13 protein-coding genes are annotated in these 13,424 nt (G+C 60.1%); 8 read left to right on the top strand and 5 right to left on the bottom strand.

The window, feature by feature from the left end; all coding sequences use genetic code 11:
- The first annotated feature begins 23 nt into the window (after positions 1-23).
- Entirely contained in the window at positions 24-419 is a 396-nt protein-coding gene (locus ACJ8HA_RS05000; RefSeq protein ID WP_025302969.1) for a pyridoxamine 5'-phosphate oxidase family protein, read from the top strand.
- A gap of 99 nt (positions 420-518) precedes the next feature.
- On the opposite strand, the gene ACJ8HA_RS04995 is transcribed toward ACJ8HA_RS05000, so the two are convergent.
- On the bottom strand, positions 519-929 hold the full coding sequence (locus ACJ8HA_RS04995) for a hypothetical protein (protein WP_025302970.1): 411 nt from the start codon (positions 927-929) through the stop codon (positions 519-521).
- Positions 930-1,113: 184 nt separating this feature from the next.
- Between ACJ8HA_RS04995 and folM the strand changes: the two genes are divergently transcribed.
- The 4 genes from folM to ACJ8HA_RS04975 all read left to right on the top strand — a co-directional run bounded on the left by folM (position 1,114) and on the right by ACJ8HA_RS04975 (position 5,473).
- Complete coding sequence (gene folM, locus ACJ8HA_RS04990) at positions 1,114-1,836, top strand: dihydromonapterin reductase (RefSeq protein ID WP_025302971.1); 723 nt, start codon at positions 1,114-1,116, stop codon at positions 1,834-1,836.
- Positions 1,837-1,911: 75 nt separating this feature from the next.
- The gene (rstA, locus tag ACJ8HA_RS04985) at positions 1,912-2,637 is read left to right on the top strand and encodes a two-component system response regulator RstA (protein ID WP_197812559.1); all 726 of its coding nucleotides are present in this window, start codon (positions 1,912-1,914) and stop codon (positions 2,635-2,637) included.
- Positions 2,634-3,938 (top strand): two-component system sensor histidine kinase RstB, encoded by a 1,305-nt coding sequence (gene rstB, locus ACJ8HA_RS04980; RefSeq protein ID WP_164063268.1) that lies wholly within the window; start codon positions 2,634-2,636, stop codon positions 3,936-3,938. The genes rstA and rstB overlap by 4 nt, the downstream gene beginning before the upstream one ends.
- 35 nt (positions 3,939-3,973) lie before the next feature.
- A complete protein-coding gene (locus ACJ8HA_RS04975) occupies positions 3,974-5,473 on the top strand; it encodes a carboxypeptidase M32 (protein WP_025302973.1) in 1,500 nt (499 codons plus the stop codon).
- A gap of 166 nt (positions 5,474-5,639) precedes the next feature.
- Here ACJ8HA_RS04975 and ACJ8HA_RS04970 read toward each other — a convergent pair whose 3' ends face one another.
- A complete protein-coding gene (locus ACJ8HA_RS04970; RefSeq protein ID WP_049207473.1) occupies positions 5,640-6,545 on the bottom strand; it encodes an alpha/beta fold hydrolase in 906 nt (301 codons plus the stop codon).
- 185 nt (positions 6,546-6,730) lie between these two features.
- Between ACJ8HA_RS04970 and asr the strand changes: the two genes are divergently transcribed.
- Together asr and ACJ8HA_RS04960 are read left to right on the top strand one after the other, a co-directional pair.
- Entirely contained in the window at positions 6,731-7,006 is a 276-nt protein-coding gene (asr, locus tag ACJ8HA_RS04965; RefSeq protein WP_197812557.1) for an acid resistance repetitive basic protein Asr, read from the top strand.
- A gap of 294 nt (positions 7,007-7,300) precedes the next feature.
- The gene (locus ACJ8HA_RS04960) at positions 7,301-8,113 is read left to right on the top strand and encodes a trypsin-like serine peptidase (RefSeq protein ID WP_043143623.1); all 813 of its coding nucleotides are present in this window, start codon (positions 7,301-7,303) and stop codon (positions 8,111-8,113) included.
- A gap of 98 nt (positions 8,114-8,211) precedes the next feature.
- Here ACJ8HA_RS04960 and hrpA read toward each other — a convergent pair whose 3' ends face one another.
- Positions 8,212-12,099 (bottom strand): ATP-dependent RNA helicase HrpA, encoded by a 3,888-nt coding sequence (gene hrpA / locus ACJ8HA_RS04955; protein WP_072070378.1) that lies wholly within the window; start codon positions 12,097-12,099, stop codon positions 8,212-8,214.
- Positions 12,100-12,368: 269 nt separating this feature from the next.
- Between hrpA and azoR the strand changes: the two genes are divergently transcribed.
- Positions 12,369-12,974 (top strand): FMN-dependent NADH-azoreductase, encoded by a 606-nt coding sequence (gene azoR / locus ACJ8HA_RS04950; protein ID WP_015377994.1) that lies wholly within the window; start codon positions 12,369-12,371, stop codon positions 12,972-12,974.
- Here the strand turns inward: azoR and ACJ8HA_RS04945 are convergent.
- Positions 12,971-13,108 (bottom strand): hypothetical protein, encoded by a 138-nt coding sequence (locus ACJ8HA_RS04945; protein WP_421117533.1) that lies wholly within the window; start codon positions 13,106-13,108, stop codon positions 12,971-12,973. The two genes, azoR and ACJ8HA_RS04945, sit on opposite strands and share 4 nt — an antisense overlap.
- Positions 13,093-13,416, bottom strand: coding sequence for a YdbL family protein (locus ACJ8HA_RS04940; protein WP_025302978.1), 324 nt, complete (start codon positions 13,414-13,416; stop codon positions 13,093-13,095). Before ACJ8HA_RS04940 ends, ACJ8HA_RS04945 begins: the two co-directional genes overlap by 16 nt.
- Positions 13,417-13,424 lie beyond the last annotated feature (8 nt).

Genomic DNA, 13,424 nt, shown 5'->3' with positions numbered 1-13,424 from the left:
TCAACCTGAGGGGTAATCTGCCCATGAATGAATTGAATGACGAGATGAAGAAGATGCTGGCTAAACAGCTGCCAGTGCAGGCAACCAGCAGCCCGAGCGGCGTGCCCGATATCGGCCCCAAGCGTTCTCTGCGCCTCTATGATGACCGTACACTGATTTACAACGAAAATACCGGTGGCCAAACGCTGCAAAACATCAAGGAAGGCTCGAAAATGGCCGTTGTGGTCATCGACCGCGAGGCACTGGACGGCTACCGCTTCGTTGGTACACCCGAACTGTTTCTGACGGGCAAACCGTTTGACGAGGCGCTGGCATTTGCAGAAAAAAACGGGATGAATCCGCCGAAATACGCGGTGTTAATACATATAGACAGTATTTACACCCTGCGTTCCGGTCCCAATGCCGGGACCCGACTTTAGACAGCACGCGTCACGCGGCGTGAGATTTCACGTTCATGGTTAGGCGATCGCAGCAGGTCAATTGCCTAACCATGAACGGGCGGCCGGGTTGATTCCCGGTCAGCTTTTAGGGGGAATGGTGACGGTCATACGCTCACCCACCAGGGCGATCGCAATGCCTTCCGCGCACTCTTTTTGAATGGCCGCCAGCTGTTGCGCCTCCAGCGCATAGGGCAGCTGAATATCAAATACCGTCAGGCCCTGCTGCTGCGCCAGGTCAATCAGGCGCACGATATTGGTTTCATCGCTAACCTGCGTTGACACCACCTGCAACGCCAGCTCTTTCAACTGCTCTTTGCGCGTTTGTGACGTGGTCACGCGCGATTTCAACACCATGCCGAAGATCGGCATCACACCATAAATAGCATCAACAAAGCGCCAGTGCTTCCTGCACGATGCGGACAGAAAATCCATGTAGTCAAAACAGATTTTCTCACTGCGCGCGATGGATGCAAGGTGATTGCTGTTCATCCCCTCATTCCTCTCATGGCCAGTGTTAACCCGTGGTCTTTCAAGCCGCCGCCGGACGGCAACCTGAAATGCATTGGGGATCTTACATCCAGAAATGGATAATCATGCGAAGCTTTAACGACTTTCCGCCGTATGATGGCATAATTCCCCTATTGTTTGCCAGTCTGTCCAGGAGCTTTAATCAATGGAACACCCCAACTCTGCCCCGGTGCTGATTACCGGCGGCGCGCGGCGCATAGGGCTGGCGCTCGCCAGAGCGTTTCTCCAGCGCGGCGTTCCGGTCATTATCGCCTATCGCAGCGAATATCCGGCGATGGCCGAGTTGCAGGCCTTGGGCGCCCGCTGCATTCAGGGCGACTTTGCCACACATGAAGGTATCTACCGTTTCGCCGACCAGGTGCGGCAAGTGGCGCCCAAGCTGCGCGCGATGATCCACAACGCCAGCGCCTGGCAGGCCGAGTCACCGGAGGTGCCGCCGGAACAGGTAATGGCAGCAATGCTGCAAATTCACGTTTACACGCCCTATTTGCTCAACCAGCTGCTCGAATCCTGTCTGACCGGCCAGGGCCAGGCTGGCGCCGACATTATCCATCTCACCGACTACGTGGTGGAAAAAGGCAGCGACAAGCATATCGCCTACGCCGCCAGCAAGGCTGCGCTGGACAATATGACTCGTTCGTTTGCCCGCAAGCTGGCGCCGGAGGTCAAGGTCAACGCCATCGCGCCGGCGCTGATCATCTTCAATCCGGGCGACGACGAAGCCTATCGCCAGCAGGCGCTGGCGAAATCGCTGATGAAGGTCGCGCCCGGCGAAAGTGAAGTGGTCAATCTGGTGAACTACCTGCTGGAAAGCCGCTACGTCACCGGCCGCACCCACGGCGTCGACGGCGGCCGGCCGCTGCGCTGACGCCAAGATCCGCATGGCGCAACGTCGCGGGCCGCGCTATGCTCAAATCCGCTTTTTATATTAAAACACGGGCATATGCATAAAATTGTTTTTGTGGAAGACGATCCTGAAGTCGGCAAACTGATCGCCGCCTATCTGGGCAAACATGACATCGAGGTGCTGATCGAACCGCGTGGCGACAGCGCGCAGGCGCGCATCGAGCGCGAGCAACCCGATTTGGTGCTGCTGGACATCATGCTGCCCGGCAAAGACGGCATGACGCTGTGCCGCGATCTGCGCCCTACCTTCCCCGGCCCGATCGTGCTGCTCACTTCGCTCGACAGCGACATGAACCATATCCTGTCGCTGGAGATGGGCGCCAACGACTATATCCTGAAAACCACGCCACCGGCGGTGTTGCTGGCGCGCCTGCGTTTGCACCTGCGCCAACACAGCCAACAGCCGAAAGAAGAGTCGGTTCAGTCGCTCACCCAGCATAACGCGCTGCATTTCGGGCTGCTGTGCATCGATCCGGTCAACCGTCAGGTTACGCTGGGCGAAGAAACCATCACCCTGTCCACCTCGGATTTCGATCTGCTGTGGGAGCTGGCGACCCACGCCGGGCAGATCATGGATCGCGAGGCGTTGTTGCAAAACCTGCGCGGCGTAAGCTACGACGGTATGGATCGCAGCATCGACGTGGCGATCTCCCGCCTGCGTCGTAAGCTGTACGACAATGCGCTGGAGCCTTTCCGTATCAAGACGGTGCGCAACAAGGGCTATCTGTTCGCCCCTAACGCCTGGGCTTCGGTGCAACAATGAGAAAACTTTTCGTCCAGTTCTTCCTGTTGCTATTCGTCTGTTTTCTGGTGATGGCGATGCTGGTCGGCCTGGTGTACAAGGTGACAGCCGAGCGCGCCGGCCGCCAGTCGATGGACGATCTGATGAAAAGCTCGCTGTACCTGATGCGCAGCGAGCTGCGCGAAATCCCGCTGAAGGACTGGAACAAGACTATCGCCACGCTGGATCTCAATCTGTCGTTCAAGCTGCATATCGAACCGCTCGGCAAACAGGAACTGAGCGAGGATCTGAAAAAGCGGCTGCGGCTGGGTGAAATCATCGCCCTCGACGATCAGTACACCTTTATGCAGCGCATTCCGCGCAGCCACTATGTATTGGTGGTCGGCCCCATTCCTTATCTGTTCTATCTGCACCAGATGCGCCTGCTGGATCTGGTGTTGCTGGTGTTTATCGGCATGTCGCTGGCGCTGCCGGTGTTTCTGTGGATGCGGCCGCACTGGCAAGACCTGCTCAAACTGGAAAACGCCGCCCAGCGGCTCGGCGCCGGGCATCTGGATGAACGCACCCACTTCGATCCCACTTCCAGCCTGAGCCGGCTCGGCGTGGCGTTCAACCAGATGGCCGACAACGTCAACACCCTGATCGCCAGCAAGAAACAGCTGATCGACGGCATCGCGCACGAGCTGCGCACGCCGCTGGTGCGCCTGCGCTATCGGCTCGAGATGAGCGATAACCTGTCCGAAGGCGAACAGCAGGCGCTGAACCGCGATATCGGCCAGTTGGAGTCGCTGATCGACGAGCTGCTGACCTATGCCCGCCTGGACCGGCCGCAGGTTGCGCTAAACATTGAACCCATCGATCTGCCAAAGTGGCTGGAGGACAAGATCGACGATATCCGTCTTATTCATCAGGAACGCGACATCCAGCTCGATATCCCGCACGTCGGCGACTTTGGCGGCGTCGATCTGCGCCTGATGGAACGCGTGCTCGATAACCTGGTCAATAACGCGCTGCGCTATTCCGAGCAGCGTCTGCGCGTGGGTCTGTGGTTCGACGGCGACCTCGCCTGTTTGCAGGTCGAAGATGACGGGCCGGGTATCCCGCCGGAAGAGCGCGAGCGGGTATTCGAGCCTTTCGTTCGCCTCGATCCCAGCCGCGATCGCGCCACCGGCGGCTGCGGACTGGGGCTGGCCATCGTCCATTCCATCGCCGTCGCCTACCAGGGACAGGTGTTCGTCGAGAGCAGTTCGCTCGGCGGCGCCAGTTTCCGTTTCTGTTGGCCGGTGAAGCCGACATTCAGTTTAAAAGCCGATCTGGCGTAATACCGCCGGACCCTTCTCATTGGAGTCGAATAATAATGACATCTGCACATTCCAACACGTCTGCTTACGATCACCTGCGCGCGCTTTTTAGCCGTCTGTCGCGTTTCGGCCACCTGTCCGCCATCGCCGGTTGGGACATGCAAACCATGATGCCGCCGGGCGGCAGCAAGGCGCGCTCCGAAGCACTGGCCGAGCTGAGCGTGCTGCAGCACCAGCTTTTAACAGCGGAAAGCACCGGCGCGCTGTTGGATCGCGCGCAGCAAGAGACGCTGGACGAGATCGACCGCGCCAACCTGCGCGAAATGCGCCGCCAGTATGAAGACGCGGTGCTGCTACCGGCGTCGCTGGTCGAAGCCAAATCGCTCGCCGGCGCGCGCTGCGAACACGCCTGGCGCGCCCAGCGCCCGGCCAACGACTGGGACGGCTTCGCCGAGAACCTGCGCGAAGTGGTCAAACTCAGCCGGGAAGAGGCGCAGATCCGTGCGCAGGCGGCCGGCACCAGCCGTTACGACGCCCTGCTCAATCTGTATGAACCGGGCATGCGCAGCAGCGATCTCGACCGCATCTTCGGCGATCTGAAAACCTGGCTGCCGGATCTGCTGCAGCGCGTGGTGGCCAAACAGGCTAATGAGCCCTGCCAGGCGCCACAAGGCCCGTTCAATGTGGACACCCAGCGTCAGCTGAGCCTGAGCGTCATGAAACTGCTCGGTTTCAATTTCGACAACGGCCGTGTCGACGTCAGCGCCCACCCGTTCTGCGGCGGCGTGCCGGAAGATGTACGCATCACCACGCGCTACAACGAGAAAGAGTTTTTGACCGCGCTGCTCGGTATCGTGCACGAAACCGGCCACGCCCGTTACGAACAGAACCTGCCGCGCGATCTGCTCGGCCAGCCGGTCGCCCTGGCCCGCTCTACCGCCATCCACGAATCGCAGAGCCTGCTGTTCGAAATGCAGCTGGCGCGCGGCAATGAATTCCTGAAAATCTTGCGTCCGCTGGTCACCGCGCAATTTGGCGAACAGCCGGCGCTGGAAGAAGCCAACTTCATTCGCCTCAACCAGCGCGTTAAACCGGGCCTGATCCGCGTCGACGCCGACGAGGTGAGCTATCCTGCCCACGTCATCCTGCGCTACGAAATTGAAAAAGCGTTGATCGAAGGCGAGGTCGAAGTGGAAGACATTCCGGCATTGTGGAATGAAAAGATGCACGCTTACCTCGGCCTCGACACCATCGGCAACTATCGCAACGGCTGCATGCAGGATATCCACTGGACAGACGGCGCGTTCGGCTACTTCCCGACTTACACCCTCGGCGCGATGTACGCCGCGCAGCTGTTCCACAGCGTGCGCCAGGCCCTGCCTTCGCTGAGCGAGGATATCGCCGCCGGCAATCTGCAGCCGCTGTTCCACTGGCTGCAGCACAACATCTGGCGCCACGGTAGCCGCTTCCCGACCGAGACGCTGATCGCCAACGCGACCGGCGAAGCGCTCAACCCACGCTACTTCCGTCAGCATTTGGAAAACCGCTACCTGTAATCTCTCCTGGCGCGGCCCTGCCGCGCCCTTTTTTCCTCTGGTTGACCTGACACTGTTCCATAGTGCACTTTCCTGCGGGTAACGCCTTGGCTACAGAGTGGCGGGTGGCCACCCACCATTAGTATGTTGTAACTAAAAAAGCAAAAATACCGAACCAACCGGCCTCTCATCCCAATGCATGGCGGGCGATCATCGCCGCCAGCTGCGGCCTCAACGCGGCGGGCAGGTCATGCCCCATGCCCGGCATAATCTGCAATCTGGCGTTGGCGACGGCCCGAGCGATCGCCACCCCGCCGGCCTTGCGCACCAGCCGATCGCGATCGCCGTGAATCACCAGCGTCGGCGCGGCGATGCGCCGGCTGTAACGCCGCAGATCGCCGCTGCCGAGCAACGCGGAAAGTTGCCGCTGCATGCCTGCCGGATCCACACCCCGCTTCAGCAACCGCGTCACCAGGGCATCCAGCTCCGCCTCCTCCGGTGGATAAGTCGCGGTGCCAAGCGCGCGCAGAAAGGCCTTCATCCCTTCCTGGCGCTGCTGCAGCGTCATATCGGCGGCAGGCCGGCGCACCAGCAACCACAGCAGCGAAGGCGCCGGCGGCGGCAACAGCGGCTGATTGGTGCTGGAAAACAAGATGCATAACGAGGCGACGCGCTGCGGGTATTCGGCGGCCAGCACCTGGGCGATCATCCCCCCCATCGAAGCGCCCAGTACGTGAGCCTGCGGAATGCGTAAATGATCGAGCAGATGCGCCGCGTCCGTTGCCATGTCCGCCAGGGTATAAGGCACCGGCGTTTGCCAGCCAAGCTGGGCGCGCAACATCAGCAGCCACAATGGCTGTGAGCGTTGTGCCTGCGTTTTTCCTGAAAGGCCGACGTCGCGGTTGTCATAACGGATCACCCGAAACCCCATGGACACCAGGGCGCGGCAGAAGTCGTCAGGCCACAACAGGAGCTGCGCGCCGATGCCCATGATGAGCAACAACGGCGGGTGCGTCTCATCGCCCCAGTCCTCATAGGCCAGCGGCACCTCGCCCTGTTCAGTCACGCCACAACGAATCGTTATCTCGTTAATTTTAAATCCCTTTTTCCTTGTCTGGCGGTCATTATAGCAGCAATCCCCCTCGCCACCGCCGCCCTGTACATTAGGTTACATGCCGAAACCAATCACTCACGGAAAGCCGGACGCCGTTTGCCTACTATCATCTCAACGGCCCCGCAGTGGGGTTGGTACCCAAAAGTCATGTTGAGGATTCTGCGATGAAAAAAGTATTAGCTCTGGTTGTTGCCGCTGCAATGGGTCTGTCTTCCGTGGCTTTCGCTGCCGAGGCTGCCACCACCGCACCTGCGGCTACCGCAACCACCGCCACCGCTGCGCCGACTAAAGCTCAGGTGAAACACCACGGCAAGAAAGCCCCGGTTCAGAAAGCTCAGGCGGCCAAAAAGCATCACAAAAAAGCCGGCAAGAAAGCCCCGGCGCAAAAAGCCCAGGCGGCTAAAAAGCACCACAAGAAAGCCAGCCACAAAAAAGCGTAATGTCGTGAGGGTCCCCTCACCGTTTCAGGCTTGACGTGTACGACACCCGGTTCACCGGGTGTTTTTTCATCGGGGGGTTCTCATTGATGCTGCGCCGCTACCTGTTCGAGATCGTTCTGACCGCCCTGATCCTTTGCGGACTGATCGCCGTCTTTTTTTACCTGTAGCCTGCCGCATCGCCGGCGGGAAATTATTGAAAAATCAATTATTGCCCATCCACATGGCTGCTAAATCAGTCTATAGTTAGCATTCAGTGTGTTTATGGATGATCCGTATTTGTCAGGCAAGAGATCTATGCGCATATCCGTTTTACTGTTGCTGTGTTCACTCCCGCTCATCGCTTCTCAGGCGGCACGCGCAGACGGCCCGTCCAAGGCCGAGCAAACGCGTCTGTTTTTCGGCAAAGATGAACGAATCAAGGTCACGGATACCGCCGCCAAGCCGTGGCAGGCCATCGGCCAGGTCGAAACCGCCAGCGGCAATCTGTGTACCGCCACGCTGATCTCCCCACACCTGGCGTTGACCGCCGGCCACTGCGTGCTGGCACCGCCGGGGCAATTGGATAAAGCCATCGCTCTGCGCTTCGTGGCGGGTGATAAGTCGTGGCAGTATCAAACCGACAATATCGAGACCCTGGTCGACAGCAAACTGGGCAAAAAGCTGAAGCCGGACGGTGATGGCTGGATCGTCCCGCCCGCCGCGGCCGCTTATGACTTTGCGCTGATCCGTCTGAAAGACAAAAAACCGCTGCCGATCGCACCCTTGCCGCTGTGGCAAGGCGACAGCAAGGCGCTGACTCAGGCCCTGAAACAGGCCAAACGGCTGATAACTCAAGCGGGCTACCCGGAGGATCATCTGGATGACCTCTACAGCCACCAAAACTGCAAGGTCACCGGCTGGGCCCAGCAAAGCGTACTGTCGCACCAGTGCGATACTCTGCCCGGCGACAGCGGTTCGCCGTTGCTGTTGAAAACCGCCGACGGCTGGCAACTGATCGCCATCCAAAGCTCGGCACCGGCGGCGAAAGATCGCTATCGCGCCGATAACCGTGCCCTGGCGGTGCCCGGTATCCGCGAAGCGCTGGACGCGCTGGCGGCAGGCAAATAATCCTCTCTCAACGGCGCATTATGCGCCGTTGCTGTTTCTCTGCTCTGCGAATTTCAACTTGCGCTGCGCCGGCCGCTTGCCGGCCGGTGCGGCTGAGCTTAGCTCGAAAGCTGCTCGATAGTTTGCAAAATGCGCTTATCGGAGATCGGGTAAGGCGTGCCCAACTGTTGCGCGAACAGGCTGACGCGCAGCTCTTCTATCATCCAGCGCACCGCTTTTACTTCTTCCTCCTGCTGTCGCTTCGGCGGCAGCTTGTTCAGCCACTGCTGCCACGCCTGCTGCACCTGCTCCACCCGCAACATCTGCGCGCGATCGCGGTGCGGATCAATAGCCAGTTTTTCCAACCGCCGCTCGATCGCCTGCAGGTAGCGCAGCGTATCCGGCAGGCGCTTCCATCCGTTGCCAGTCACGAAGCCGCGGTAAACCAGCCCGCCGAGCTGGGTCTTGATGTCCGACAGCGCCAGCGCCAACGACATGTCCACCCGGCCTTTCAGCCGTTTGTTGATGTTGAAGACCGCCGTCAGGATCTGTTCAACCTGCTTGGCCACCTCGACGACCGTGTCGTTCAGCTCGGCGCGGATCTGCTCCTGCAGCCGTGCAAAGTCTGCTTCTTGCCAGACCGGGCCGCCGTGTTCGGCGATCAGCTTGTCGATGCCGCACGATATGCAGTCGTCGATCAGCTCCAGCACCTTGCCGTACGGGTTGAAATAGAGCCCCAGCTTGGCTTTGTTCGGCAGTTTCTCATGCAGGTATTTGATCGGTGAAGGAATATTCAACAACAGCAGGCGACGCGTGCCCTGCCACATCGCCTGTTGCTGCTCGCTTTCGCTGTCGAACAGGCGGATCGCCACGCTGTCCTTTTCATCCACCAGCGCCGGGTATGCCTTCATCGAATAGCCGCCGCGCTTCTGCTCGTAAAACGCCGGCAATTGGCCAAAGCTCCAGACATGCAGATTGCTCTGCTCCAGTCCGTCATCGGCCACCGCCGACAGCGTCTCCTGCACCTTCTCTTTCAACTGCAGGCGCAAGGCGGCCAGATCTTTGCCTTCGCGCAGCGTCTGGTTTTTCTCGCCCACCACGCGGAAGGTCATCTTCAGATGATCGGGCACCTGATCCCACTGCCAGTCATCACGTGACACGGTCACGCCAGTCATGCGCCGCAGCTCGCGCTCCAGCGCGTCCAGCAGCGGCAATTCCAGCGCCGTTACGCGGCCAAGGAACGCCTCGGCGTAGTTCGGTGCCGGCACGAAGTTGCGACGCACCGGTTTCGGCAGCGACTTGATCAGCGCAATCACCAGTTCACGGCGGATGCCGGGGATCTGCCATTCGAAGCCCTGCTCTTCCACCTGGTTGAGGATCGGCAGCGGGATGTGCACCGTCACGCCGTCAGCATCGGTGCCTGGTTCAAACTGGTAGCTCAGCCGCAGCTTGAGGTTGCCCTGATGCCAGAAGTTCGGGTAATCCAGCGCGCTGATCTTGTTGGCGCCGTCTTTGATCAGCATCTCTTTTTCGAAGTTCAGCAGATCCGGCTGCTGCTTGGCCGCGCTCTTCCACCAGCTGTCGAAATGACGGCCGGACACCACGTCGTTGGGGATGCGGCGATCGTAGAAGCCGAACAGCATTTCGTCATCCACCAGAATGTCGCGGCGGCGCGATTTATGCTCCAGTTCTTCCACCTCGGCGCGCAGCTTTTGGTTTTCGCGGAAGAAGGCGTGGCGCGTCTGCCAGTCTCCCTCTACCAGCGCATGGCGGATAAACAGCTCACGGCACAGCAGCGGATCGATGGCGCCGTAGTTGACCTGGCGCGCCGCAACGATCGGCAGACCAAACAGCGTGACCTTTTCGCTGGCCATCACCGCCCCCTGCGACTTCGACCAGTGCGGTTCGCTGTAGCTGTGTTTCACCAAGTGCTGAGCCAGCGGCTCGATCCATTCCGGTTCGATGCGCGCGGCGATGCGTCCCCACAGGCGGCTGGTTTCCACCAGTTCGGCCACCATGGTCCACTTCGGTGGCTTCTTGAACAGGCCGGAGCCGGGGAAGATCGAGAAGCGGGCGTTGCGCGCGCCGGTAAATTCCTGCTTGTCCGTATCCTTCTGGCCGATGTGCGACAGCAGGCCGGTCAGCAGCGCGGTGTGGACGCTGCGATAATCGGAAGGCGTGCTGTTGATCGGCAGCCCCAGTTCTTTCACCACCTGGCGCAGTTGGGTATAGATATCCTGCCACTCGCGCACCCGCAGGTAGTTAAGAAAATCGTTGCGGCACAGCCGGCGGAACTGACTGGAAGAGTTCGCCTTTTGCTGCTCCTGCAGATAGTCCCACAGGTTGACGAACGCCAGGAAGTCCGAGTCTTTGTCGGCAAAACGGCGGTGTTTTTCATCCGAGGCCTGCTGCTTATCCATTGGGCGCTCGCGCGGATCCTGAATCGACAGCGCGGCGGTAATGATCATCACCTCGCGCACGCTGCCGCTCTTCTGCGCTTCCAGCACCATGCGCGCCAGACGCGGGTCGATCGGCAACTGCGCCAGCTGCCGGCCCTGCGGCGTCAGCTGATAGTGGCCGTTATCGGCAGTGGTGATCGCCCCCAGCTCTTCCAGCAGACGCACGCCATCCTGAATGTTGCGCTTGTCCGGCGCCTCGACAAACGGAAACGCGGCGATGTCGCCCAGCCCCAGCGAGGTCATCTGCAGAATGACCGACGCCAGGTTGGTGCGCAGAATTTCCGGATCGGTAAACGCCGGCCGCGAGAGGAAATCCTGTTCAGAGTACAGACGGATGCACACGCCCTCCGACACGCGGCCACAGCGCCCTTTACGCTGGTTGGCGGAGGCCTGCGACACCGGCTCGATCGGCAGGCGCTGCACCTTGGTGCGGAAGCTGTAGCGGCTGATGCGCGCGGTGCCCGGATCGATGACGTATTTGATGCCCGGCACCGTCAGCGAGGTTTCCGCCACGTTGGTGGCCAGCACGATGCGACGGCCGTGGTGCGACTGGAAAACCCGGTTCTGCTCGCTGTTCGACAGGCGCGCATACAGCGGCAGCACCTCGGTGTGAGGCAAATTGAGGCGGTTCAAAGCGTCGGCGGTATCGCGGATCTCGCGCTCGCCGCTCATGAAGATCAGAATGTCACCCGGCCCTTCGCGCCCAAGCTCGTCCACCGCATCGAAAATCGCCTGCAGCTGGTCGCGGTCGGTATCATCGCCGTCGTCCACCACCGGGCGGTAACGCACCTCCACCGGGTAGGTGCGGCCGGAAACCTCGATGATCGGCGCATTGTTGAAGTGGCGCGAGAAACGCTGCGGATCGATGGTCGCCGAGGTGATGATCACCTTGAGATCCGGGCGCTTCGGCAGCAGTTCGCGCAGGTAGCCGAGAATAAAGTCGATATTCAGGCTGCGCTCGTGCGCTTCATCGATGATCAACGTGTCGTACTGCATCAGCAGGCGATCCTGCTGAATCTCCGCCAGCAAGATACCGTCAGTCATCAGCTTGACCAGGGTGTTTTCCCCCACCTGATCGTTGAAGCGCACCTTGTAGCCCACGCTGCCGCCGAGCGGGGTTTCCAGCTCGTCGGCGATGCGGTTGGCGACGGTGCGCGCCGCCAGGCGGCGCGGCTGGGTATGGCCGATCAGCCCTTTCACCCCACGCCCCAGCTCCAGACAGATCTTCGGCAACTGGGTGGTTTTTCCCGAGCCGGTCTCCCCGGCGACGATCACCACCTGGTGGTCGCGGACAGCGTTTAAGATGTCCTGCTTTTTTTGGCTGACCGGCAGGCTTTCCGGATAGGTAATGCGCGGGCAAGACGCGGCGCGCGCCTGCACTTTTTGCCGCGCCGTCGCGATGTCGCTTTCCACGTCGGCGGCGACCGCCAGCTGGGCATCGGGATTTTTGATTTTTCGTGCGCCCTGCAGGCGACGACGCAGGCGTTGTTGATCGCGGAGCATCAGCTCGCCCAGTTGGGCCGGCAGTGCCTCGAGCGGAGATTTCACGTTCGGTGTTCCTTGTTTCTTCGCCGCCAAGGCCAGGCTTGGCAACGGTTTAATGTTTTTTTAGCGATTTTTTTGCTTTAGCCGCACAGCCTATCACAAACGGCTTTCTCCCCCTACTTCCGCGAGTAAAGCGTCGCCATGTCATTCAATAAAATTGAACGGAGATCTCGAAATATTGCGCTATCACTGTTGGGGGAATGTGAATAGCATGTACTTCATGCAAGGGACGCTGAGTCCTGATGTCACTGTCACAACGTAAGGAATTATCGATGAGCAACGTATTGGTTCTGAAATCAAGCATCCTGGCGACCTACTCTCAGTCTAACCAACTGGCCGATTTCTTCGTAGAGCAATGGAGCAACGCCCACAGCGGCGACACCATCACCGTGCGCGATCTGGCCGCACAGCCAATCCCGGTGCTGGACGGTGAACTGGTCGGCGCGCTGCGTCCTTCCGATGCTCCGTTGACTCCACGTCAACAAGAAGCGCTGGCCCTGTCGGACGAGCTGATCGCCGAGCTGCAGGCCAATGACGTCATCGTGATTGCCGCACCGATGTACAACTTCAACATTCCGACCCAGCTGAAAAACTATTTCGACCTGGTTGCCCGCGCCGGCGTGACCTTCCGTTACACCGAAAACGGTCCGGAAGGCCTGGTGAAAAACAAACGCGCCGTGATCCTGACCAGCCGCGGCGGCATCCATAAAGGCACCCCGACCGACCTGGTAGAACCTTACCTGCGTCTGTTCCTGGGCTTCATCGGCATCACCGACGTGGAGTTCGTCTTCGCGGAAGGCATCGCCTATGGCCCGGAAGTGGCGACCAAAGCACAGGAAGACGCCAAGGCGGCCCTGTCTCAGGTGGTTGCTGCCTAAGACCCTGCGCAGGGGCGCCGAGCCCCTGCCGGACAAGAGGAAAGTCCTGTCAAACCTGCACTACCCTCATAATAATCATCTATCCGTATCTTTTGGCGCGCCAGACGGCGCGCTTTTTTTATTTCTTCAGCCACTGCCCGTTGATGCCGCGCACATACTCGCCGCTCTGCGCCCGCGTCACCAGCTTCTGCCCGGCCATGCGCGCCACTTCGTCGACGGCGATATGGTTGCCGTTCGCCACTTCCTGATACTTCTCGGCGCGGCCGGCGTTGATGCGTTTCACCAGCGCCAGGGTTTCCGCGTCCTGCTTCACCGGCGCGATGTAGCCGCTCAGGGTTTCACCTACCCGCCCTTGCTGCTTCGCCTCATCCAGCGTCAACGCCATCGCCATGCCACTGAACAACCAGGCGGCGCCGGCCAGCCACAAATAACGTTTTTTCATGTCGGCTC

This window comes from Serratia sp. CY33802 (assembly GCF_052169095.1).
Taxonomy (GTDB): Bacteria; Pseudomonadota; Gammaproteobacteria; order Enterobacterales; family Enterobacteriaceae; genus Serratia; species Serratia bockelmannii.
This window is presented reverse-complemented; position numbering and strand designations above follow the sequence as displayed.